Here is a 21,778-nt window from a genome sequence, read left to right as displayed (position 1 = left end):
GCATTGGCTATGCATTAGGTCGACTCCTTATAAAGGCTATCTCTTATGCAGTAAATGTTCTAAAAAACATAAATAAATAACCTTGGGGAATATGTGTCGATGAGTATTTCCTGGTTACGGAGCCGCTTATGAGTGTGTTCAAGCCCGCTGTACCTTGCTCTTCCTGGAGGCTCAAGCGTCTGCCGCTGGCCTTGTTGCTGGCCGGCAGCGCCAGTTGGTCGTCCAGTCACGCGGCCGAGGTGATCTCCCCTGAACCTGAGGGCGAAAGCGCCAGCGGCCAACTGGAAACCGTCACGGTGACGGCACGCCGTCGTACCGAAAGCGCGCAGGAGGTGCCGACGCCGATGAGCGTGGTTGGCGGCCAGGCACTGGAGAGCCAAAGGGTCTACCGCATCCAGGATTTGCAACAACTGGTGCCCAGCGTCAACGTTGCCTACATGCATGCGCGCCAGTCCAGCGTGTCAATCCGTGGCCTGGGCAACAACCCGGCCAGCGATGGCCTGGAAGGCAGCGTGGGGTTGTATATCGACAACGTCTATCTCGGCCGGCCGGGGATGGCGGTGTTCGACCTGATGGACATCGAACAGCTCGAGGTATTGCGCGGCCCCCAGGGTACGTTGTTCGGCAAGAACACCACTGCCGGGGTCATCAATATCAGTACCCGTGCGCCCAGTTTTACCCCGGAGCGCAGCATCGAGACGTCGTTGGGCGAAGATGGCTATTTCCAGACCAAGGGCACGGTTTCCGGCCCGCTCACCGATGATCTGGCGGGACGTTTTTCGGCGTATCGCACGCGCAGCGATGGCGACATCAAGAACGAGCACGACGGCCATGATCTCAATGGTGGTTCACGCCAGGGCTTTCGCGGACAACTGTTGTACAAGCCGAGCGATACGTTCAACCTGCGCTGGATTGGCGATTACAACGAAGAGGATTCCAGCGCCGGCACCCGCGTGCTCTACAGCACCGGGCCCACGATCAATGGCACCAACCTCTATGAGTCACGCGCTGCGGCGGCTGGCGCAACGCTGGTGGACGGCACCCACCGCAAGGTCAATCTGGACAACGACCAGCATGTCACGGTGTTCCAGGGCGGTACGTCCCTGGAAGCCAACTGGACGCTGCCGAGTGATTTCACCCTGACCTCGGTCAGCGCCTATCGCTGGTGGAATTTCACACCGCGCAATGATGATGGTCTCAATGTGCCGGCGTCCTATAACGCCGGGGTGTCGGTGGAAGATAAGCAGTGGTCCCAGGAGTTTCGCCTGGCTTCGCCGACCGGCGGATTTTTCGATTACGTGCTGGGTGCCTATTACTTCGGTAACTCCCTGGACAACAAGTCCTTCGCCTATTACGGACCCCAGGCCGACATCTGGAACGGTACGGCGACGGGGGCGCTCGCCAACGTGAGCAGTGTGGGCAACGGGCACATCCGCACCGACAGCTTCGCGCTGTTTGCCCAAGGGACCTGGCACCTCACCGAGCGCCTGGATTTCACCGCCGGTCTGCGGGGTACTTATGAAGAGAAAAGCGCCTGGGTGACTCGCAATGCGCCGGTGGGTGGCGCGGCTGTCACGGGCGCGGCCGCTACGGCTCGGCGTGGGCGTGCCGGGGCCTACGACTCCGCAGACCTCAACCAGTACAGCACCAGCCCTTCGGGCCTGCTGAACCTCAGTTACCGCTTCAATGAAAACCTGCTGGGCTATGCGACCCTGTCCCATGGCGAGAAATCCGGTGGGGTCAACCTGGCGGTGGGTTCGGCGCCAACGGCCGGCGCGGATTCGCTGCTGGTCGGCACCGAACGGGCCAACAACGCTGAACTGGGCTTTAAAAGCACGCTGTGGGACCGACGCCTGCAACTCAATGCCAACCTGTTCTGGACCCAGGTCAATGGCTACCAGACCAACGCCTATGATCAGGACAACCGGGTGCAGTACCTGACCAACGCAGGCTCCGTACGTTCGCGTGGGGTGGAAGTGGAAAGCACCCTGGTTCCCATCAAAGGACTGACGCTGAACGTGAATGGCTCGTTCAACGATGTGAGCTACCTGTCCTACAAGGACGCCCCGTGCCCACCGGAAGTCAGCCTGCGCCCGGGTGCCCCGGCCTCCTGTGACCTGACAGGGCATCAGGTGGTGGGCGCGTCGAAATGGATCGCCAATGCCAATGGCGAGTACAAGTGGAACCTGGACAACGGTCTGGAACCCTACGTCACTGCCAGCTATGCATTCCGCTCCAAGGCCGTGGGGACAGTGGAGGACTCGGACTACGGGCAGATCCCGGCGTACGCGGTGGTGAACGTGTCTACCGGCTTGCGTGGCAACTATCAGCAGGGGCAGTGGGATGTGTCGCTGTGGCTGAAAAACGCCTTCGACAAAACCTACTACACCACCCTGTGGACCGGCGGTAACGGCGGTTATGAAGGCTTGCTGGGCACGCCTCGCACCCTGGGTGTGACCGGTCGCTACGACTTTTAGGCCGGTACGCTGGCGGTGCGATAGGTGGCCGGGCTGAATACGCGGGTCACCACCAGCATCGCCACCGTTGTCACGGTCAGCACCACCCAGGCGCTGACAAAGCTGCCGGTGAGTTCGCGCAGCCAACCGGTCATCCACGGCGAAATCGCGTTGATCAAAAAGCCCACGCCTTGCACGAACGCCGCCAGTTGGCCGGCTTGGCGCGGGTCGCGGTGGTGGTCGAGGGTCAGCAACAGGCTCAGGGCAAAACATGCTCCCAGGCCAAAGCCGCACAGCGCCACCCATAGGTGCGGAAACTGCAACGGCGCGATCAATAGGCCCAGATAGCCGATGGTCTGGGCCAACAGGCTGATCCACAGCAGCGGCCGACGGTCGATCCCGCGTTGTGCCAGCACCGGCATCAACAGCGCGGCGATCACCTGGAAGATGGTCATGAACGCCAGCAATGAACCACTGGGCAACACGCCCCAACCCAGTTGCTGATAGTAGGCCGGCAGCCACGCCACCAGGCTCATGTAGCCGCAGTTCACCAAGCCGAAATACAGCGCCAGCAGCCAGGCACGGCGATTGCGCAGCCCCTTGTAGGCAGGGATGACGTTCGCGTTTTTTGCCGCACCCAGTGGCAACCAGGCCCACAGCAGCAGCGCCGCCAACGCGGGTAACAACCACACGCCCAGCCCGGCCTCCCATTGCTGGAAATACGTGGCTGCCACCGGACTGAGCAGCGCCGCCAGGCCGCCGCCGGCCATCAACGAGGCCGAATAAACGCCCATCGCCACCGGCACGCGATGATGGAATTCACGCTTGATCATCGCCGGCACCAACGCCTGGATCAGTGCCACGCCGGCACCGCCAAGCAACGCAGTCACCAGCAATGTCGACCCTTGGCCCATCAGCCAGCGGGCCAGGCACGCCAACAGGATCATCATGAGGCCCAGGGCGATGCCGCGTCGTTCCCCCAGCTGCGCTTCAACACGCACGCCCACCAGCGCCACCAGGCCCATGCACACCACGGGCAGGCTGGTGAGCAGGGCGCTGCTCTGGAAGCTCAGGCCGGTGGCCAGGCGGATTTCGCCAAGCAACGGGCTGATGGAACTGAGGATCGGCCGCAGGTTCAGTCCCAGGACCACCAGCAGGCCCCAGCCGGCGAACCGGCCTGCGGTTGAGGAGTTAAGCGACATGCAGAACCTGCGGAGTGTGCAAATGAGGCGTGAAGTATCCACAGTCGCCGAGGTATTCTGAAATTAAATATAACCATGCCAACCAGTGGCAAATGGAATGGTAAGCACGATGTTCGATCCCGTGTTGTTGCGCAGCTTTGTCGCCGTGGTGGACTGCGGCAATTTCACCCGCGCGGCAGAGCGCCTGCACTTGACCCAGTCCACCGTCAGCCAGCAGATCCGCCGCCTGGAAGAGGCGGTGGCGTGCCAGTTGCTGGATCGCGACCAACGTCGTGTGGTGGCGACGGCGGAAGGCGAGCGCCTCCTGGCCTATGCGCGGCGCATCCTCGCGTTACATGAGGAAGCCGCCGACGTATTGATCAACCAGCAAAGCGACGGCGTGCTGCGCCTCGGTGTGCCGGAAGACTTCGCTGCCGAACGCCTGATGCCTCTGTTATCGGCCTTTGTGCTGGCGTACCCCAGGGTGCGCCTGGAGGTCACCAGCGGTCTTGGCCCCGAGTTGCAGCGCCAGTACCGTAGCGGTGAGTTCGACGTATTGCTGGTCAAGCAGATGGGCGACAGCGACGACTGCCTGGCCTCATGGCCAGAGCCGTTGTGTTGGGTGGACAGCCGCAGTACGCCATCCCTGGGGCGCGACCCTTTGCCGTTGGTGGCCTTTCCGGTGGGGGGCTTGTACCGCAATGAAATGCTGCAACACCTGGAAGTGGGGGGCTGGCGCTGGCGCATCGGTTACTCCAGCGCGAGCCTGGCCAGTGTGTGTTCGGCAGTGGCGGCGGGGTTGGGTATCAGTCTGTTACCCCGGCGTGTGGTGCAGGCCGGGCATGTCGTATTGGGCGCGGACAGCGGTTTGCCTGCGGTGCAGGGCGTGCGGCTGGCGTTGTACGGACGCACTGGCCTCGGCGCGGCGGGGCAGAGCCTGCAACGCCAATTGCTGGATTTGTGTGCTAACAGCCCAGCCTGAACGATGCCTTTTCCGAATATTTTTTATGCCCGGAAAGCATTGAAAAACATCGCCTGGACGCCAGCCCACGCAGGACGGGGCTTTGGCGTTTCAGCATGTTTCATTTATTCGTTTTAGGTCTATGTATAACTTTAAAGATTACTTTAAGAGATAAGACTCTGGCGCCGATGATTCAGCCCACGACGGCCTTCCAAGCAGGCCTGTCGGTTTTTTTGCTTAAAAACCGTAGGGAGTGAATCAATGGGCAATGTCCAGACCGCCGCCAGTGCACACGAGGCGCCGTGGCGCCAGGCGCCGGGTGGTGAGTTGGTCGACCTTGGCCGGCCGCACCGCGCGCCGTTGGGACAACTGCGAACGCAGAGGACTCCGAAGCGTTTCTCCAGCCGTCGCGAAGGTATTCTGCTCGGCCTGCTGGTGCTGGCCCTGCACGGTGCGGTGATCTACTGGGTGAGCCAGAAGCCGACCCCGGTGCTGCCGATCGTGCCGCCGGAAATTCCACCGATGACCATCGAATTTTCCCAGCCGGCACCCCCGGTGGTGGAACCGCCACCGCCCGTGCCGCCACCGCCGCCGCCTGTGGTCGAGCCACCGCCGCCGGTGGTGGATGAATTGGCCGCCAAGCCGGCGCCGCCAAAACCGATTCCTAAACCCAAACCCAAGCCGGTGCCAAAGCCTGAGCCCAAGCCTGCACCGAAACCGCCCGAGCAACCGCCTGCGCCACCGACTCCCGCGCCGCCCGCGCCTCCAGCACCACCGGCGCCGGCTCCGGTTACGCCCGCTTCGGCCAACGCCGCGTACTTGAAGAACCCGGCGCCGGAGTATCCGTCACTGGCCCAGCGGCGCGGTTGGGAAGGCACGGTGTTGCTTCGGGTGCATGTACTGGCCAGCGGTAAGCCGGGCGAGATCCAGATCCAGAAGAGCAGCGGTCGCCAGCAGCTCGATGACGCCGCACTGACCGCCGTGAAGCGTTGGAGCTTCGTGCCGGCCAAGCAGGGCGAGGTGGCCCAGGACGGCTGGGTCAGCGTCCCGATCGATTTCAAGATTCACTAATTATTCGGCTGCGGTGTGTTGCACGCGCCGCGACCTGCACAGAGGGAAGACATCATGGCATTAGCATCTCCACTTGAATCCATCGAAAGCGCGGTGATCTGGCTGCTGGTGGTTTTTTCGGTCGCCACCTGGGGCCTGGCCCTGCTCAAGGGCGTGCAGTTCGGACGCCTCAAGGCGCAGGATCGCAAGTTCCATAAACAGTTCTGGGCGGCGTCGAGTCTCGACTCGGCTGCCGAGCTGGCGCAAACCCAGCCGGGTGCCGCTGCCCGCGTGGCCCAGGCCGGCTACGCCGCGATCCAGGTGGGCGAAACCCCACACGCGGCGGACCTGAGCCAGGCGATCAACCACCAGGACCGCCTTGAGCGAGCCCTGCGCCAGCAGATCGTGCGAGAGCGGCGCTCCCTGGAAACCGGCCTGGCCGTGGTCGCCAGTATCGGCAGCACCTCGCCGTTCATCGGCTTGTTCGGTACCGTGTGGGGCATCATGGAAGCGCTCAAGGGCATCAGTGCCGCCGGTTCCGCCAGCCTCGAAACGGTGGCCGGCCCGATTGGTGCCGCACTGGTTGCGACGGGCGTCGGTATCGCCGTCGCCGTGCCGGCGGTGCTGGTCTACAACTACTTCCTGCGTCGCCTCAAGCTGACCGCTGCCGACCTCGATGACTTCGCCCACGACTTCTACAGCCTGGCGCAGAAAAATTCCTTCCGTGTGCTGCTGCACCCGACCCTGAACAAACCCACTGCCGGCAACCCGCAGAAAGTGAAGGAGGCGTCCTGACATGGCCTTCTCCACGCAAGACACCGATGAGGTACTGAGCGAGATCAACGTCACGCCGCTGGTGGACGTGATGCTGGTGCTGCTGGTGGTGTTTATCGTCACCGCGCCGCTTTTGACCAACGCGATCCCGATCAACCTGCCCAAGACCGAGGCGGTCGCGCCGGTGGAGCAGAAAGACCCGCTGGTGGTGAGCATCGACGGCGCCGGCAAACTGTTTATCAACAAGGACGAAATCCAGCCGGACCTGCTGGAGTTCAACCTGCAGGCGGCCAAGGCCAAGGACCCCGATGTGCGGGTGCAACTGCAGGCGGATGATGGCGTGAACTACGGCGAAGTGGCGCGAGCCATGGCGTCTATCGAACGCGCGGGCATTACCAAACTGTCGGTGATTACCGCGCGTTAGTTGCAAAAGCCTCGACAAGTTTTTGGCCGTTTCCTTGGCAGGGTGCGGCCTTTTTTTTGCCTGCGATTCAATCCTCAACTTGAAATGCGATCAATGTGGGAGGGGGCGTGCCCCCGATTGCAGTGTGTCAGCCAATCAATCTGTAACTGATACACCGCCATCGGGAGCAAGCTCCCTCCCACATTTTGAACTTCATTAGTTTTGAATTTTTGGTTATTAATAAATAGCTTCTTATTCCTTAACGAATATAACACCCGTCCCTATACTGTTCAGCAACGTTAAACGCTGCAGGAGGGCACACCCATGCACAGCGAGTCGATTCGTTATCTGATCGTGCCGGGCTGGCAAGGATCGCCAGAAGATCATTGGCAAAGTCACTGGCAGGCCAGCCTGCCCAACAGCGCCCGCGTGGAGCAGGCCGATTGGCTGACGCCACGTCGAGAAGATTGGGTCGCTGCGCTGGCCGAGGCCATCGCAGCCGACAGCACGCCGGTGATCCTGATCGCCCATAGCCTGGGCTGCATCACGGTGGCGCATTGGGCGGCCACCGCGCCGGTGCACTTCCTGCGCCAGGTGCGCGGTGCCTTGCTGGTGGCCCCGGCCGATGTCGAACGGCCCGCCTGCTCACCTGCGTTGCGTAATTTTGCGCCGATCCCGACCGACCTGTTGCCGTTCCCCAGCCAGGTGGTCAGCTCCGACAACGACAGTGCTGTCAGCGCCGCGCGAGCCCTGGAATTGGCCCGCAACTGGGGCGCCGAAGCCGGCATTCTGTCGGGGGCGGGGCACATCAATGTGAAGTCCGGCCACCAGCGCTGGGAACAGGGGTTCGCCTACCTCTATCGCCTGCAAAGCCGCCTTGAGCATCACGCCCGGCGTACTGCCTGAATTTTTTCAACGCCCCGTCCCTTGAGTGGATTGGCGGCGGGAGCCTGCCATGAGTCTGCATGAAACCTACGGCCAGCCATTGCTGACCTTTCCCGACGCGGAAAAAAGCCCACTGAGCATCCGCGCCAAGGCGCTGGTGTTTGTCGACCCGCGTTCGCGGCAGCTGCGCGAAGACCTCGAAAGCCTCGCACCCCGTGCCTTGCCCGTGTTGATCCGCGGCGAGACCGGTAGCGGCAAGGAGTTGCTGGCGAGGCATATTCACCGGGGCAGCGACCGCACCGGTCTGTTTGTCTCGGTCAATTGCGGTGCGATCAGCCCGACCTATGCCGATGCCGAATTGTTCGGTTATGCCGCCGGCAGCCACAGTGGTTCGGCCAGCAGCCGGGCAGGGTGGTTCGGTTCGGCGAATGGCGGCACCTTGTACCTGGACGAGATCGGCGATTTACCGCTGCCGATCCAGGTGAAACTGTTGGCCGCGCTGGAAAACCACGAAGTCACCCGTGTCGGTGCCCATCAGCCGAGCCCGGTGGATGTGCGCCTGCTCGCCGCCACCAGCATCGACCTGGCCCAGGCCGTGGCGGCCGGCAAGTTCCATGAGCGCCTGTTCCACTATCTGAGCGAAGGTCGGTTGGATTTGCCGGCGCTGCGCGAGCGGGTCGGTGACATCTTGTCCCTGGCCGAATACTTCCTGGGCATCTACAGTCAGCGCCTGGACCTGCCGGTGCCGCTGATCAGCGATGCCGCGCAGCGTGTGCTGGAACACCACAGCTGGCCGGGCAATACCCGCGAGCTGGAAAACGTTATTCACTTTGCCCTGCTGGTCAGCAGTGGGGATGAGATTTTGCCCGAACATTTGAATCTGCCGGTGGCGGGTTCTGCGCTGGAACAGGTGCGGCGGATTTTCGAGCGCGCCAGCCCCGCCGAGCGGGAAACGTTAAGTAAATTCCTGCATGAACAAAATGGAATATCAACGTGAATAAAAGATATTGTTCGGGAATAAAAAATCTAGGTATTGTCCCTCCCACGCCGCGATAGCACTTCGCTGGCACACTACATAAAAAACGGTCGTCAGAGACGCCCCCGGAATTCCGATAAGGACACTGCATGAAAAAGGTTCTGTTGTTTACCGCACTGGCGGCTGCCCTGACTGCAAGCTTCGCCCAGGCCAACGAAAAACTGGTGGTGGCCGCCACGCCGATCCCGCACGCCGAGATCCTCGAACTGGTCAAGCCAACCCTCGCCAAAGAAGGCGTGGACCTGGAAATCAAAGTCTTCACCGACTACGTACAGCCAAACGTGCAGGTTGCCGAGAAACGCCTGGACGCCAATTATTTCCAGACCCTGCCGTACCTGGAAAACTTCAACAAAGGCAAGGGCACCAACCTTGTGACAGTGGTCGGCGTGCACGTTGAACCGTTCGGCGGCTACTCGAAAAAGATCAAGAAAATTGAAGATCTGAAAGATGGCGCCACCGTGGCCATCCCCAACGAAGGTTCCAACAGCGGCCGCGCCCTGTTGCTGCTGCAGAAAGCCGGCGTGATCACCCTGAAAGACCCGACCAATGCCTTGGCCACGCCAAAAGACATCAAGGACAACCCCAAGCACCTGAAATTCAAGGAGCTGGAATCGGCCCTGCTGCCACGCGTGCTGGACCAGGTTGACCTGGACCTGATCAACACCAACTACGCCCTGGAAGCCGGCCTGAACCCGGCCAGGGATGCGCTGATCATCGAAGACGCCAAGTCGCCGTACGTGAACTTCCTGGTGGCTCGCCCGGACAACAAGGACAGCGATGCGATCCAGAAGCTGTCCAAGGCCCTGACCAGCCCGGAAGTCAAAGCCTTCATCGAGAAGAAGTACAACGGTGCGGTAGTGCCTGCGTTCTGATGTAACCCAAACCCCCTTCAAGGTTTGAACGCCGACGGCTTATATAGCGTCGGCGTTTTTTATGCCCGGAATTTGGAATGCAATCCAAATGTGGGAGGGGGCTTGCCCACGATAGCAGTGGTTCAGTCAGCACATTTTTTGCTGAGCTACCACCATCGGGGGCAAGCCCCCTCCCACATTTGATCCGCTTTGATCTAGAGAGCTCTGCTATTGATCGCCCTGCGCAACGCCATCAACCACTTCACCAACTCCTGCGGATCCATCGGTTTCACTTCCTTCATGGTTCGATCCCTCGAATCTCAGACCTCCAAACCATAGTCCTCACCCGCCAAACCCGCGAATCCGGCGGTTATCTTTTTGGGTGATATCAATATGCTATTTGGGTATTTAAACTTTACTTTTTATACCTTTAAAGTTCGCGCTACCCGGCGTTACCCACACCGGATCGGATTGCGCTCGCTGCATTACCCTTGCGGCGTCATGGACTGGAAATGACCTTCGATTTCGCTTTTATCCTCAGCACCCTGCCGGCGTTCCTGAAGGCCGTGGGGGTGACGCTGCAAGTGGGCCTGATCGCCATTGCCACCTCCCTGCTGGTGGCGCTGATCAACGCCGCGCTGCTGGTGTTTCGCACACCTTACCTGTCGCGCCTGGTGGCGCTGTATGTGGAGCTGGCGCGTAACACGCCGCTGCTGATCCAGCTGTTCTTTGTGTATTTCGCGCTGCCGGCCCTGGGCTTCAATATCTCCGGGTTCTGGGCGGCGATCATCACCATGACCTTCCTCGGCGGCGCCTACCTCACCGAAGTGCTGCGCGCCGGTGTGGAAGCGGTGCCGCTGGCGCAGATCGAGTCGGGCAAGTCCATCGGCCTGTCCGACTGGCAACTGCTGCGCCATGTGATCCTGCCCCAGGCCGGCATCCTCAGCCTGCCAGCGCTATTCGCCAATTTCATCTTCCTGCTCAAAGAGACCACCGTGGTCTCCGCCGTGGCGGTGCCGGAGATTCTCTACACCACCAAGAGCTACATCGCCCTGTACTACAAGACCTACGAAATGCTCGCCGTGCTGACGCTGATTTGCGTGTTGCTGTTCTTGCCGCTGTCGCTGCTGCTCAGCCGCCTGGAAAGGAGGCTCCAGCATGGCCAGTTCGGGTCTTGAGTTGCTGTGGGTGTCGTTGCCGCAACTGGGCAAGGGCGCTGCGCAAACCCTGTCGATTTCGTTCTTGAGTATCGCTTTGAGCACCGTCGGCGGCGTGCTGTACGGCGTCCTGCGCACCTTGAACAACCGCCTGATCAACGGCGTGCTGCGGGTGTACCTGGAATTGTTCCGCGCGATCCCGGTGCTGGTGTGGCTGTACCTGGTGTTTTTCGGCTTGCCGATTTTCTTTGGTTTGAGCATTCCGAGCTTCTGGTGCGCGGTGTTGGTGCTGTCGCTGTGGGGCGCCAGCGAAGTGGGCGAGGTGGTGCGCGGCGCGTTGCATTCGCTGCCCCGTGGCCAGCGTGAAGCGGGCTTGTCGATTGGCTTGTCAGGTCCGCAGTTGTACGGCTACGTGCTGCTGCCGCAAGCGCTCAAGCGCATGACGCCGCCGACCATCAATGTCTACACGCGCATTATCAAGACCAGTTCCCTCGCGGTGCTGATCGGTGTGGTGGACGTGATCAAGGTCGGCCAGCAAATCATCGAGCGCACCTATGAGTCCGTGTTGATTTACGGCGTGCTGTTCCTGTTTTTCTTCTTTATCTGCTACCCGTTGTCGGCCGCCTCCAAGGTGCTGGAACGGCGCTGGGGCCAGGCATGAACGCATTGATCGAGTTCCAGGGTTTCAACAAATTCTTTGGCGAGGCGCAGGTGCTCAAGGGCATCGACCTGAGCGTGCAAAGCGGTGAAGTGGTGGTGATTCTCGGCCCCAGCGGTTGCGGCAAAAGCACCTTGCTGCGTTGCCTCAATGGGCTGGAAGTCGCGCACAGCGGCAGCCTGCGTTTCGCCGGCAAAGAGCTGTTGGACAAACACACCGACTGGCGCCAGGTGCGTCAGGACGTGGGCATGGTATTCCAGAGCTACCACCTGTTCCCACACATGAGCGTGCTCGACAACATCCTGCTCGGCCCGCTGAAAGTGCAAAAACGCGACCCCCGCGAAGCCCGTGGACAGGCCGAGAAACTGCTGGACCGCGTCGGCCTGGCGGACAAGCGCGACGCTTTCCCGCGACAGCTCTCCGGCGGCCAACAACAACGCATCGCCATCGTCCGTTCGCTGTGCATGAACCCCCAGGTCATGCTGTTTGACGAAGTCACCGCAGCCCTCGACCCGGAGATGGTCAAGGAGGTGCTCGAAGTGATCCAGGGCCTGGCCCGCGATGGCATGACCCTGCTGATCGTCACCCACGAAATGGCCTTCGCCCGCGCCGTCGCCGACCGCGTGGTGTTCATGGAGGCCGGTCGCATCCTCGAACACAACACCCCCGAGGCATTCTTTACGAACCCGCAAACCGCACGCGCGCAGCAGTTCCTGGAGAAGTTCTCCTTTGTTTCAACACTGCCCAAGAAAACCCAGGAACTGGAGCTGATATGAAAAAACTACTGCTGCCACTGTTTGCCGTCGCCCTGCTCGCCGGCTGCGATAAAAAGGCCGAAGAGCCTGCAAAACCGGTTGCCGCCGCAAGCTACCTCGACAAGATCAAGGCGCGCGACAAGCTGATCGTGGGTGTATTCACCGACAAGCCGCCCTTTGGTTTCGTCAACGAAGCCGGGCGCTACGTCGGCTTCGATACCGACATCGGCCGCCAATTCGCCAAGGACCTGCTGGGCGATGAAAACAAAGTCGAATTCGTCGCCGTCGAACCGGCCAGCCGCATCCCGTTCCTGCAAAGCGACAAGGTCGACCTGATCCTCGCCAACATGACCGTAACGCCCGAGCGCAAGGAAGCGGTGGACTTCACCAACCCCAACCTGAAAGTCGCGGTACAGGCGATGGTGCCCAACGACAGCGCGGTGAAAAGCCTGGATGACCTGGCGACCCGCACCACCATCGTTACCACCGGCACCACGGCTGATATCTGGCTGACCAAGAATCACCCGGACTGGAAGCTGCTCAAGTTCGAGAAGAACTCCGAGTCGCTGCAAGCGTTGTCCGCCGGCCGTGGCGACGCCTACGCCCAGGACAACCTGGTGCTGTTCAGCTGGGCCAAGCAGAACCCGGGCTACCGCGTGCTGGAAGAGAAGCTCGGTGATGAAGCGCCCATCGCGCCGGCGGTGAAGAAAGGCAACATCGAACTGCGCGACTGGGTGAATGCCGAGTTGGCCAAGCTGGGCGAGGAGAAGTTTTTGCTCAAGCTGTATGACCAGTATGTGCGTAAAGAACTGAGCGATGACACCAAGCCTGAGAGTGTGATTGTCGAAGGCGGTAAGTGGCAGGGCTGATACCGCTATCGGGGGCAAGTCGCACCGCCCCTCCCACACTTGAATGTATTCACAGATCAATAATGTGGGAGGGGCGGTGCGACGATTCGACTTGCCCCCGCTGAGGCCAGCACAACCACCGCCTACTCCGGCCAATGCCAAGCCGGCGCATCCAGAATCCCCTGCCCGTCAATCCGGGTTTCCCCCAGCACCTTGTTCGCCGGCAAACCGGTAATTGGCCACCGCGTGGGTCTTGAGCATGGGCATCCAGTCGCCTTGGGAACCATTGGAGTATGGGAGCCTCCATGCAGATAAGGAACCCTGAACTAAGCTCACAGTCGCATACACACTGGCACGTCGGCATCACGCAAAAGGAGCCTGCATGGGCGCTCGCATTTCCACCTGTATTTTCGGCCTTGGCCTACTGGCGCTGTTGAGCGGCTGTGGCGAGGACAAGGCTGTACCCAAGGCCCATTCGCGGGTGTTCGTGCAGACCGTGCAGCCGGCGGACTTCGCGGCGGCGGTCACGCTGACCGGGGATATCCAGGCTCGGGTGCAAACCGATCTGTCCTTTCGCGTGGGCGGCAAAATCATCCAGCGCATGGTGGATGTGGGCGACCGCGTGAGCGCCAGGCAAGTGCTGGCCAAGCTCGACCCCAAGGACTTGCAGACCAACGTAGATTCCGCGCAGGCCCAGGTCGTGGCCGAACAGGCGCGGGTCAAGCAGACTGCCGCTGCATTTGTGCGCCAGGAAAAACTCTTGCCCAAGGGCTACACCAGCCGCAGCGAATACGATTCCGCCCAGGCCGCGTTACGCAGCAGCCAGAGCGCCCTGGCTGCCGCCCAGGCTCAACTGGCCAACGCCCGCGAGCAACTCGGCTACACCGCGCTGATCGCCGAAGCGCCTGGGGTGATTACCGCACGCCAGGCCGAAGTCGGCCAGGTGGTACAGGCCACCGTACCGATTTTCACCCTGGCGCGCGATGGCGAGCGTGATGCGGTGTTCAACGTCTATGAGTCCCTGCTGGTGGAGCCGCCGCCCGATGCGCCGATCACCGTCAGCCTGCTGGATAACCCCAGCATCAAGGCCGTGGGCAAGGTCCGTGAGGTCACCCCCGCCGTGGCCGCCAACACCGGCACTGTGCAGGTGAAAATCGCCCTGCAGGCCTTACCCAAAGGCATGGAGCTGGGCTCGGTGGTAAGCGCCACCGCCAATGGCCCGGCGAAAGCCAGTATCGAATTGCCGTGGGCCGCGCTGACCAAAGACCTCAGCGAACCCGCTGTGTGGTTGGTCGACGGCGACGGCAAGGCGCAATTGCACAAAGTCACCGTGGCGCGTTACCTCACCGGCAAAGTCATCATTGGCGACGGCCTCAAGGGCGGCGAAAAAGTTGTGGTCGCCGGCGGGCAATTGCTGCATCCCGGCATGATTGTCGAGATTGCCCAGCCAGGAGCGCAGCCATGAAACGCCTCACGGGGATACTCGTCGCCAGCGTGTTGCTGGTGGCCTGCTCCAAGGAAGAACCGCCGCCCGAGCCCGTGCGCCCGGTCCTGTCCATGGAAGTGAAGTCGCAAGACCAGCAAAACCTCGGTCGCTTCGCCGGCACAATCCAGGCCCGCTACGAAAGTAACTTAGGCTTCCGCGTACCCGGCCGCATTGCCAGCCGCGCGGTGGACGTGGGCGCCGAGGTGGAGAAGGGCGCCTTGCTCGCCGTCCTCGACCCCACCGACCAACAGAACCAACTGCGCTCGGCCCAGGGCGACCTGGCCCGCGTGCAGGCGCAATACATCAACGCCCAGGCCAATGCGCGCCGCCAGCAGGAGTTGTTCAACCGTGGCGTCGGCGCCCAGGCCCAGCTGGATATCGCCCAGACCGACCTGAAGACCACCCAGGCCTCGCTCGATCAGGCCCAGGCCTCCGTCAATCAAGCCAAGGACCAGCTCAACTACGCCGAACTGCGCACTGACCACGCCGGTATCGTCACCGCCTGGAATGCCGAGGCCGGCCAGGTGGTCAGTGCCGGCCAGCAGGTCGTCACCCTGGCGCGCCCGGATATCAAGGAAGCCGTGATCGACCTGCCCGCCGGCCTCGCCGAGCGCTTGCCACCGGACGTGGTGTTCCTGGTTGCCGGGCAGCTCGACCCCAGCGTGCATACCACCGCTATCGTGCGCGAGATCGAACCCCAGGCCCAAAGCGCCACGCGCACCCGGCGTGCGCGCCTGACCCTGGCCGACACGCCGCCCGCGTTCCGCCTGGGCACGGCGATCAGCGTAACGTTGAGCACCGCCATCGCCCCGCGCATCGAAGTGCCCCTGAGCGCCTTGCAGGACGTCGACGGCAAGACCCGCATCTGGCTGCTCGACACCCAGAGCCAGACGGTACAACCGCGTGATATCACGGTGATCAGCCGCGATGCCGACAGCGCCTTGCTCAACGGCGGCGTCAAACCCGGCGAGCGCATCGTCACCGCCGGCGTCAACAGCCTGAAACCTGGGCAAAAAGTCAAAATCGACGAGGACAGCCCGCGATGAAAGGGAGCTTCAACTTATCCGACTGGGCCCTCAAGCATCAGTCCTTCGTCTGGTACCTGATGTTCGTCGCGCTGCTGATGGGCGTGTTTTCGTACATGAACCTGGGCCGTGAGGAAGACCCTTCCTTCACCATCAAGACCATGGTGATCCAGACCCGCTGGCCGGGCGCGACCCAGGAAGAAACCCTCAAGCAGGTCACCGACCGCATCGAGAAAAAGCTCGAAGAGCTCGATTCCCTCGACTACGTGAAAAGCTACACCCGGCCGGGCGAGTCCACGGTATTCGTGTTCCTCAAGGACACCACCAGCGCCAAGGACATCCCCCATATCTGGTACCTGGTACACAAGAAGATCGACGACATTCGTGGCAGCTTCCCACCGGGTTTGCAGGGGCCGTCGTTCAACGATGAGTTCGGTGATGTATTTGGCTCGGTGTACGCCTTTACCGGCGATGGCCTGTCGATGCGCCAGTTGCGTGACTACGTGGAGCAGGTACGCGCCGAGATCCGCTCGGTGCCGGGGTTGGGCAAGGTCGAGATGATCGGCCAGCAGGATGAAGTGATTTACCTGAACTTCTCCACGCGCAAACTGGCGGCGCTGGGGATTGACCAGCGCCAGGTGGTGCAGAGCCTGCAATCGCAGAACGCGGTGACGCCGGCCGGGGTGATCGAGGCCGGGCCGGAGCGGATTTCGGTGCGCACCTCGGGGCAGTTCGCCTCGGAGAAGGACCTGGCCAACGTCAATCTGCGGCTCAATGACCGTTTCTATCGCCTGGCAGATATCGCAGACATCAGCCGGGGTTATGTGGACCCGGCGCGGCCGATGTTCCGGTTCAACGGCAAGCCGGCCATCGGTCTGGCGATTGCCATGCAGAAGGGCGGCAATATCCAGTCGTTCGGCAAGGCCCTGCACGAGCGCATGGACGAACTCACCGCCGACCTGCCAGTGGGCGTCGGCGTGCACAAGGTGTCCGATCAGGCGGAAGTGGTGGAAGAGGCGGTCGGCGGTTTTACCAGTGCCTTGTTTGAGGCCGTCATCATCGTGCTGGTGGTGAGCTTTATCAGCCTCGGCATGCGCGCCGGACTGGTGGTGGCGTGCTCGATTCCGTTGGTGCTGGCCCTGGTGTTCGTGTTCATGGAATACAGCGGCATCACCATGCAGCGTGTGTCGCTCGGCGCGCTGATCATTGCCCTCGGCCTGTTGGTGGACGACGCGATGATCACCGTCGAGATGATGATCACACGCCTGGAAAAAGGCGAGACCAAGGAGCAGGCGGCGACCTACGCCTACACCTCCACGGCGTTCCCCATGCTCACCGGTACGCTGGTGACCGTCGCGGGGTTTGTGCCGATCGGCCTCAACGCCAGCTCGGCGGGCGAGTACACCTTTACCCTGTTTGCGGTGATAGCCGTGGCGATGCTGGTGTCGTGGGTGGTGGCGGTGCTGTTTGCGCCGGTGATCGGCGTGCATATCCTGAGCGCCAACGTCAAACCTCACAACGCAGAGCCGGGGCGGATTGGACGGGCTTTCAATGGCGGCATGCTGTGGGCCATGCGTAACCGCTGGTGGGCGATTGGCATCACCGTGGCGCTGTTCGCGGCGTCGGTGTTTTCCATGCAGTTCGTGCAGAACCAGTTCTTCCCCTCGTCGGACCGCCCGGAAATCCTCGTCGACCTCAACCTGCCGCAAAACGCCTCGATCAACGAGACGCGCAAGGCCGTCGACCGCCTGGAAGCGATCATCAAGGACGACCCGGACATTGCCCGCTGGAGCACGTACATTGGCCAGGGCGCGATCCGTTTCTACCTGCCCCTCGACCAGCAACTGGAAAACCCCTACTACGCGCAGTTGGTCATCGTGAGCAAGGGCCTGGAAGAACGCGGCGAGTTGATCGCGCGCCTGCAAAAGCGCCTGCGTGATGATTTCGTCGGGATCGGCAGCTACGTGCAGCCGCTGGAAATGGGCCCGCCAGTGGGCCGGCCGATTCAGTATCGCGTGTCGGGCAAAGACACCGACCAGGTGCGCAAGCACGCCATCGAACTGGCGACCTTGCTGGACAAGAACACTCATCTGGGCGAGATCATCTACGACTGGAACGAGCCGGGCAAAGTGCTGCGCATCGACATCGCCCAGGACAAGGCACGCCAACTGGGGCTGTCGTCGGAAGACGTGGCGCAACTGATGAACAGCGTGGTCAGCGGCGCTTCGGTGACCCAGGTGCATGACGATATCTACCTGATCAACGTGGTGGGTCGTGCCGAAGACGCCGAACGTGGTACGCCGGAAACCTTGCAGAACCTGCAGATCGTCACGCCCAACGGTACGTCGATTCCGCTGCTGGCCTTCGCCACCGTGCGTTACGAGCTGGAGCAGCCACTGGTGTGGCGTCGCGACCGCAAGCCGACCATCACCATCAAGGCTTCGGTGCGCGATGAGATGCAGCCGACGGACCTGGTCAAGCAGCTCAAACCGGAAATCGACAAGTTCAGCGCTGGCCTGCCGGTGGGCTACAAGGTCGCTACCGGCGGCACCGTGGAAGAAAGCGGCAAGGCCCAGGGACCGATTGCCAGCGTGGTGCCGTTGATGCTGTTCCTCATGGCGACGTTCCTGATGATCCAGCTGCACAGCGTGCAGAAGATGTTCCTGGTGGCGAGCGTCGCGCCGCTCGGGCTGATCGGTGTGGTGCTGGCGTTGATCCCTACGGGCACGCCCATGGGTTTCGTGGCGATCCTCGGCATCCTGGCGTTGATCGGCATCATCATCCGTAACTCAGTGATCCTGGTGACGCAGATTCATGAGTATGAGGTGGCCGGCTATACGCCGTGGGATGCGGTGGTGGAAGCCACCGAGCATCGGCGCCGGCCGATCCTGCTCACGGCGGCGGCGGCGAGCCTGGGCATGATCCCGATTGCCCGTGAGGTGTTCTGGGGGCCGATGGCCTACGCGATGATCGGCGGGATCATCATCGCGACTTTGCTGACGTTGTTGTTCCTGCCGGCGCTGTACGTGGCCTGGTACAAGATCCGCGAACCCAAGCCGGAGCAACGCGGTTAACCAGAAAAAATGCAGATCAAAAATGTGGGAGCGGGCTTGCCCGCGATAGCAGTCGGTCAGTCAACAATGGAGTGGCTGACCCACCGCAATCGCGGGCAAGCCCGCTCCCACATTTGGATCTACATAGGGCTGGGGGGCTGTGAGAAACTTCCTGAAATATCTATCACTGCCATGTCAGGCAGCAGCCTGTTTTACCCTCCCGACCTCCACCCACCCGGTCGAACGTTATGAACTGGCATCGTCATTGCTTACTGCTCTGCACATTCCTCATCTCCCCGCTGGCCCTTGCCAGCACTGTCCTTGAAAACCCGCTGTGGCGCGTCGAACTCGACCCCGCGACCCTCTCCATCCGCGTCACCCCCAACGGCCAGGCGCCGGTGCAGGCCAGCAGCGGCGTTGCCGCACGCGCAGTCAGCGAACTCGTGCAGAACGCCCAACAAGCCAGTTGGCAGTGGGGGGCCTTTCGTGTGGCAGCCAGCCTTGCGCAACGCGACCTGACGCTTGCCATCACCGCGCGCGAACCCGCTGAATTGAAGATCCTTCAACAACCCGCCAGCGCCGTTGGGCAGGGGCTGATGTGGCCGTTGGCCGAAGGGCATTACGTGCCCGCCGACAACGCTGTATGGAACGCGTTTTTGCAGGAACAAGGTGATCTCAACACCACCCAGGACCTCAGCCTGCCGCTGTGGGGTCTGGACCACGGGCGCTTCACCTTGAACTGGTTGCTGACCAACCCCTACAACAATCGCCTGCGCTGGCAGGAAGGGATGGCGCTGTCCGTGGCCCATGAGTTCACCGCGCTCGACCCTGATGCGCCGATGACCCTGCTGTTGCACCTGGGGGAGGCCGATCCCTTGGCCGGCGCCAAGCGCTATCGCCAATGGCTGGTGGAGCAAGGGCGTTATGAAGCGCTGGCGGAAAAACTGCGGCAGACACCCGAGGCCGAGAAGTTGCTGGGTGCCAGCCATGTCTACCTGTGGGGTAATGACCTGCTGGCGCCGGAGGATGTCCGTGACTGGCCGTTGTTGCTCAAACGCCTGCGTGGCCATGAACTCAAAGGCTTGCTCGACAAGGAGTCGACAAAGATCCTGGCGCAGGCGACGGCCTTGAATCGCTATGAGCAGACCGCGCTGCTGCGGGGGCTGAATGCGGCAATCAACAGCAAGGCCCGGCAGAGTTGGCAGGTGCAAGAGCCGGATATGACGCGCCTCGCTGCACGTTATGGTGAGCTGCGCAGCGAGTTGGCCGTCGCGTTCGCCGGTGCGCTGAGCGATACCCCCCAAGCCTGGGGCAGCCGGGCGATCCAGTCACTGCGTGATACAGGTCTTTCACGCTTGCTGCTGACCCTGGGCGAAGGCTGGGAGGGCGGCCTGTGGCACCCCGAGGCGATCCGCGCCGGGGTTGAGGCGGGTTACCTGATGGCGCCCTACGATTCCTATGAAACCGCGTTGTCTGCCACGGAAAATCCGGATTGGACCACCGCCCACCTGGGCAGCAGGGCTTACCGCGACTGCGCGATTATGTTGAAGGGTGGCAAGCTGAAAACCGGCTTCCAGCAGTCCGGTCACTACACCGACCCACGTTGCGTGCGGCCTTTGCTCGAAGCCCGTGTGAAGGCCGTGCAGGCCAAGGCCGGTTTCAACGCCTGGTTCCTCGATGCCTATGCCACCAGCATGGTGTTCGACAGCTACCGCGACGGCGCCCGGATGACCCAGGCGCAAAACGCCGAGGGCAATGTCGACGCCTCGCGCTGGCTCAACACGGTGCTCAAATTGCCAACCGGTTCCGAAGACGGCAACGCCATCACCGCCCAAGGCATTCTGTTCGCCCATGGCATGCAGACGCCGGTGATTGGCTGGGGTGACCAGGCCATGACCCAGGACAAGCAATCGCCCTACTACGTGGGCAATTGGTACCCGCCGGAGCAGCCGACGGTGTTCTTCAAGCCGGTGCCGCTCAAAGAGCCGTTTCGCACGGTCTACTTTGAGCCGAGCATGCGGCTGCCGTTGTACCAGGCGGTGTTCCACGGCTCGGTGATCACCACACACCACTGGCTGTTCGACAGTCTCAAACTGAGCAATGTGCGGGTCGAGAATGAGCTGACGCAACTGCTCTACAACGTGCCGCCGCTGTATCACCTGAGTGCCTCGACCGTTAAACAGCGGCTGCCGGTGATCCAGCGGCAGGATCGGTTCTTCCGGCCGCTGCACCAGCGTTTGGCGACCCAGGCGATGACGGATTTTCGTTGGCTGACGGCGGACAGGCAGGTGCAGCAAACCACCTTTGCCGATGGCACGCGGTTGGTGGCGAATTTTTCTGGCGAGGAAAAAGAAGGTTATGCCGGGCGCAGTGTGACTGCACATGGGGTGGGTGAAAAACCGTTGGTGTATCAGGTGGAGTAAGGCTGCCTCAGCAGGCGTCATCGGGGGCAAGCCCCCTCCCACATGTTGACTGTATTCACACATCAAACTGTGGGAGGGGGCTTGCCCCCGATGGCGTCAGACCATGCAATGAAAATCTACAGCTTGCGCCACACACTCGCCAACCAGGGCTGTTGCGCCCTGGGCAAGCCTGCCGGCCGGTAGTAATGCTCCAACTCCACAAACCCGGCTTGCGTCAGGAGTGTTTGCCACGCCGCCCGGTCGTGATAAGACCCGTACCGTGGCCCATTCCAACCTTCCTGGTTGTCACCCCGAGGGTTGGAACTGAACAACACGCCGCCCGCCTTTAATGCCCCATGCAATTGCTTGAGCACACGTGGCAGTTCCTGCTTGGGGATATGAAACAACACCGCATTGGCGAAGATCCCGTCAAAGCGCTCGACAGGCAGGTCCAGCTTGAGGAAATCCTGCTGCAACACCTCGCAGCCACTGTCCTCCCGCGCCATCTGCGCAAACCGCTCCGAGCCGTCGAGCCCCACCGCGATATGGCCCATGCGGGTAAAGGTCTGCAAGTCACGCCCGGGGCCGCAGCCGAAATCCAGCACAGTAAACGGTGCCGGACCCTGGATATGCCGCAGCAGGGCATCGATGTTCTGGCTCACATCGTGATCGCGGGTGCCTTCACGGAAGTCCTCGGCCACTTTGTTGTAGTGGCCGAGGGTGGTGGCGGTGATGGTGCTGAGGTCGTCGGGCTTGAGAGTCATAGGGAGACGCTTGGGCGGTTAAACGGTGACTAT

At 61.8% G+C, this 21,778-nt stretch carries 18 protein-coding genes and 1 pseudogene; 16 read left to right on the top strand and 3 right to left on the bottom strand.

Annotation, left to right across the window (positions count from 1 at the left end; all coding sequences use genetic code 11):
* The first annotated feature begins 128 nt into the window (after positions 1-128).
* Positions 129-2,477, top strand: a complete 2,349-nt coding sequence (locus tag BMX59_RS12430) for a TonB-dependent receptor (protein ID WP_071489781.1) — start codon at positions 129-131, stop codon at positions 2,475-2,477.
* Here BMX59_RS12430 and BMX59_RS12425 read toward each other — a convergent pair.
* The gene (locus BMX59_RS12425) at positions 2,474-3,658 is read right to left on the bottom strand and encodes a CynX/NimT family MFS transporter (RefSeq protein ID WP_071489782.1); all 1,185 of its coding nucleotides are present in this window, start codon (positions 3,656-3,658) and stop codon (positions 2,474-2,476) included. The two genes, BMX59_RS12430 and BMX59_RS12425, sit on opposite strands and share 4 nt — an antisense overlap.
* A 109-nt stretch (positions 3,659-3,767) precedes the next feature.
* Between BMX59_RS12425 and BMX59_RS12420 the strand changes: the two genes are divergently transcribed.
* From BMX59_RS12420 to BMX59_RS12370, 11 genes are all read left to right on the top strand, one after another.
* Positions 3,768-4,619 (top strand): LysR family transcriptional regulator, encoded by an 852-nt coding sequence (locus tag BMX59_RS12420; protein ID WP_071489783.1) that lies wholly within the window; start codon positions 3,768-3,770, stop codon positions 4,617-4,619.
* A gap of 240 nt (positions 4,620-4,859) precedes the next feature.
* On the top strand, positions 4,860-5,669 hold the full coding sequence (locus BMX59_RS12415) for an energy transducer TonB (RefSeq protein ID WP_071489784.1): 810 nt from the start codon (positions 4,860-4,862) through the stop codon (positions 5,667-5,669).
* Between the two features lie 54 nt (positions 5,670-5,723).
* Positions 5,724-6,443 (top strand): MotA/TolQ/ExbB proton channel family protein, encoded by a 720-nt coding sequence (locus tag BMX59_RS12410; RefSeq protein WP_219731876.1) that lies wholly within the window; start codon positions 5,724-5,726, stop codon positions 6,441-6,443.
* A 1-nt stretch (position 6,444) separates the two neighbouring features.
* Positions 6,445-6,846, top strand: a complete 402-nt coding sequence (locus tag BMX59_RS12405) for an ExbD/TolR family protein (RefSeq protein WP_093121774.1) — start codon at positions 6,445-6,447, stop codon at positions 6,844-6,846.
* 303 nt (positions 6,847-7,149) lie between these two features.
* Positions 7,150-7,731 carry an alpha/beta hydrolase gene (locus BMX59_RS12400; RefSeq protein ID WP_092248637.1) on the top strand — a complete coding sequence of 194 codons (582 nt, stop codon included), beginning with the start codon at positions 7,150-7,152 and terminating at the stop codon, positions 7,729-7,731.
* Between the two features lie 49 nt (positions 7,732-7,780).
* The gene (locus BMX59_RS12395; RefSeq protein ID WP_093121768.1) at positions 7,781-8,707 is read left to right on the top strand and encodes a sigma 54-interacting transcriptional regulator; all 927 of its coding nucleotides are present in this window, start codon (positions 7,781-7,783) and stop codon (positions 8,705-8,707) included.
* 128 nt (positions 8,708-8,835) lie between these two features.
* Positions 8,836-9,618 carry a MetQ/NlpA family ABC transporter substrate-binding protein gene (locus tag BMX59_RS12390; RefSeq protein ID WP_092248631.1) on the top strand — a complete coding sequence of 261 codons (783 nt, stop codon included), beginning with the start codon at positions 8,836-8,838 and terminating at the stop codon, positions 9,616-9,618.
* A gap of 491 nt (positions 9,619-10,109) precedes the next feature.
* Positions 10,110-10,775, top strand: a complete 666-nt coding sequence (locus BMX59_RS12385) for an amino acid ABC transporter permease (protein WP_003187615.1) — start codon at positions 10,110-10,112, stop codon at positions 10,773-10,775.
* Complete coding sequence (locus tag BMX59_RS12380) at positions 10,756-11,415, top strand: amino acid ABC transporter permease (protein WP_092248628.1); 660 nt, start codon at positions 10,756-10,758, stop codon at positions 11,413-11,415. Before BMX59_RS12385 ends, BMX59_RS12380 begins: the two co-directional genes overlap by 20 nt.
* Entirely contained in the window at positions 11,412-12,188 is a 777-nt protein-coding gene (locus BMX59_RS12375; RefSeq protein WP_092248626.1) for an amino acid ABC transporter ATP-binding protein, read from the top strand. Before BMX59_RS12380 ends, BMX59_RS12375 begins: the two co-directional genes overlap by 4 nt.
* Entirely contained in the window at positions 12,185-13,036 is an 852-nt protein-coding gene (locus BMX59_RS12370) for a transporter substrate-binding domain-containing protein (RefSeq protein WP_093121757.1), read from the top strand. Before BMX59_RS12375 ends, BMX59_RS12370 begins: the two co-directional genes overlap by 4 nt.
* 122 nt (positions 13,037-13,158) lie before the next feature.
* On the opposite strand, the pseudogene BMX59_RS30740 reads toward BMX59_RS12370, so the two are convergent.
* Positions 13,159-13,230 (bottom strand): annotated as a pseudogene (locus BMX59_RS30740) (ATP-binding protein); the annotation flags it as partial.
* A gap of 167 nt (positions 13,231-13,397) precedes the next feature.
* Here BMX59_RS30740 and BMX59_RS12365 point away from each other — a divergent pair.
* From BMX59_RS12365 to BMX59_RS12350, 4 genes are all read left to right on the top strand, one after another.
* Positions 13,398-14,480 (top strand): efflux RND transporter periplasmic adaptor subunit, encoded by a 1,083-nt coding sequence (locus BMX59_RS12365; protein WP_093121753.1) that lies wholly within the window; start codon positions 13,398-13,400, stop codon positions 14,478-14,480.
* Entirely contained in the window at positions 14,477-15,547 is a 1,071-nt protein-coding gene (locus BMX59_RS12360; RefSeq protein ID WP_093121750.1) for an efflux RND transporter periplasmic adaptor subunit, read from the top strand. The genes BMX59_RS12365 and BMX59_RS12360 overlap by 4 nt, the downstream gene beginning before the upstream one ends.
* Positions 15,544-18,600 carry an efflux RND transporter permease subunit gene (locus BMX59_RS12355; protein WP_093121746.1) on the top strand — a complete coding sequence of 1,019 codons (3,057 nt, stop codon included), beginning with the start codon at positions 15,544-15,546 and terminating at the stop codon, positions 18,598-18,600. The genes BMX59_RS12360 and BMX59_RS12355 overlap by 4 nt, the downstream gene beginning before the upstream one ends.
* A 227-nt stretch (positions 18,601-18,827) precedes the next feature.
* A complete protein-coding gene (locus BMX59_RS12350) occupies positions 18,828-21,002 on the top strand; it encodes a glycoside hydrolase (RefSeq protein WP_093121742.1) in 2,175 nt (724 codons plus the stop codon).
* Positions 21,003-21,118: 116 nt separating this feature from the next.
* On the opposite strand, the gene BMX59_RS12345 is transcribed toward BMX59_RS12350, so the two are convergent.
* A complete protein-coding gene (locus BMX59_RS12345) occupies positions 21,119-21,745 on the bottom strand; it encodes a class I SAM-dependent methyltransferase (RefSeq protein ID WP_093121737.1) in 627 nt (208 codons plus the stop codon).
* Between the last annotated feature and the right edge of the window lie 33 nt (positions 21,746-21,778).

Origin of the sequence: Pseudomonas sp. NFR09, assembly GCF_900111535.1 — a bacterium.
GTDB lineage: Bacteria > Pseudomonadota > Gammaproteobacteria > Pseudomonadales > Pseudomonadaceae > Aquipseudomonas > Aquipseudomonas extremorientalis.
This window is presented reverse-complemented; position numbering and strand designations above follow the sequence as displayed.

Excerpts from the sequence above, each read along its gene's own strand:
- BMX59_RS12430 (WP_071489781.1), top strand. The coding sequence starts at position 129 with ATGAGTGTGTTCAAGCCCGCTGTACCTTGCTCTTCCTGGAGGCTCAAG.
- BMX59_RS12425 (WP_071489782.1), bottom strand. The coding sequence starts at position 3,658 with ATGTCGCTTAACTCCTCAACCGCAGGCCGGTTCGCCGGCTGGGGCCTG.
- BMX59_RS12420 (WP_071489783.1), top strand. The coding sequence starts at position 3,768 with ATGTTCGATCCCGTGTTGTTGCGCAGCTTTGTCGCCGTGGTGGACTGC.
- BMX59_RS12415 (WP_071489784.1), top strand. The coding sequence starts at position 4,860 with ATGGGCAATGTCCAGACCGCCGCCAGTGCACACGAGGCGCCGTGGCGC.
- BMX59_RS12410 (WP_219731876.1), top strand. The coding sequence starts at position 5,724 with ATGGCATTAGCATCTCCACTTGAATCCATCGAAAGCGCGGTGATCTGG.
- BMX59_RS12405 (WP_093121774.1), top strand. The coding sequence starts at position 6,445 with ATGGCCTTCTCCACGCAAGACACCGATGAGGTACTGAGCGAGATCAAC.
- BMX59_RS12400 (WP_092248637.1), top strand. The coding sequence starts at position 7,150 with ATGCACAGCGAGTCGATTCGTTATCTGATCGTGCCGGGCTGGCAAGGA.
- BMX59_RS12395 (WP_093121768.1), top strand. The coding sequence starts at position 7,781 with ATGAGTCTGCATGAAACCTACGGCCAGCCATTGCTGACCTTTCCCGAC.
- BMX59_RS12390 (WP_092248631.1), top strand. The coding sequence starts at position 8,836 with ATGAAAAAGGTTCTGTTGTTTACCGCACTGGCGGCTGCCCTGACTGCA.
- BMX59_RS12385 (WP_003187615.1), top strand. The coding sequence starts at position 10,110 with ATGACCTTCGATTTCGCTTTTATCCTCAGCACCCTGCCGGCGTTCCTG.
- BMX59_RS12380 (WP_092248628.1), top strand. The coding sequence starts at position 10,756 with ATGGCCAGTTCGGGTCTTGAGTTGCTGTGGGTGTCGTTGCCGCAACTG.
- BMX59_RS12375 (WP_092248626.1), top strand. The coding sequence starts at position 11,412 with ATGAACGCATTGATCGAGTTCCAGGGTTTCAACAAATTCTTTGGCGAG.
- BMX59_RS12370 (WP_093121757.1), top strand. The coding sequence starts at position 12,185 with ATGAAAAAACTACTGCTGCCACTGTTTGCCGTCGCCCTGCTCGCCGGC.
- BMX59_RS12365 (WP_093121753.1), top strand. The coding sequence starts at position 13,398 with ATGGGCGCTCGCATTTCCACCTGTATTTTCGGCCTTGGCCTACTGGCG.
- BMX59_RS12360 (WP_093121750.1), top strand. The coding sequence starts at position 14,477 with ATGAAACGCCTCACGGGGATACTCGTCGCCAGCGTGTTGCTGGTGGCC.
- BMX59_RS12355 (WP_093121746.1), top strand. The coding sequence starts at position 15,544 with ATGAAAGGGAGCTTCAACTTATCCGACTGGGCCCTCAAGCATCAGTCC.
- BMX59_RS12350 (WP_093121742.1), top strand. The coding sequence starts at position 18,828 with ATGAACTGGCATCGTCATTGCTTACTGCTCTGCACATTCCTCATCTCC.
- BMX59_RS12345 (WP_093121737.1), bottom strand. The coding sequence starts at position 21,745 with ATGACTCTCAAGCCCGACGACCTCAGCACCATCACCGCCACCACCCTC.